General features: G+C 65.2%; 1 protein-coding gene. It reads left to right on the top strand.

Annotated elements, in window-relative coordinates; translation table 11 throughout:
* On the top strand, window positions 1-256 hold a 256-nt coding region (locus tag ACYYG1_RS17650), incomplete at both ends, for an N-acetylmuramoyl-L-alanine amidase (RefSeq protein ID WP_461211636.1).

Below are 256 nucleotides of genomic sequence, written 5' to 3'. Positions count from 1 at the left end.
CGGCATTGAAATCGTCAACAAGGGGTTCACCCGCAGCATGCTGTTCACCCATTGGCAGCCTTATACGGCGGAGCAGATCGCCGTGCTGATCCCGCTGAGCCGCGATATCATCCAACGCTATGGCATCCAGCCGCAGGACGTGGTGGGGCACAGCGACATCGCACCGCAGCGCAAACAGGATCCCGGCCCGCTGTTCCCCTGGCGGCAACTGGCGCAGGCCGGCATCGGCGCCTGGCCGGACGAGGCAGACGTGCAG

Source organism: Desulfocurvus sp. DL1XJH-121, from assembly GCF_054819825.1.
The sequence above is the reverse complement of the archived record's forward strand: the minus strand, read 5'-3'. Positions and strand labels throughout refer to the sequence as shown.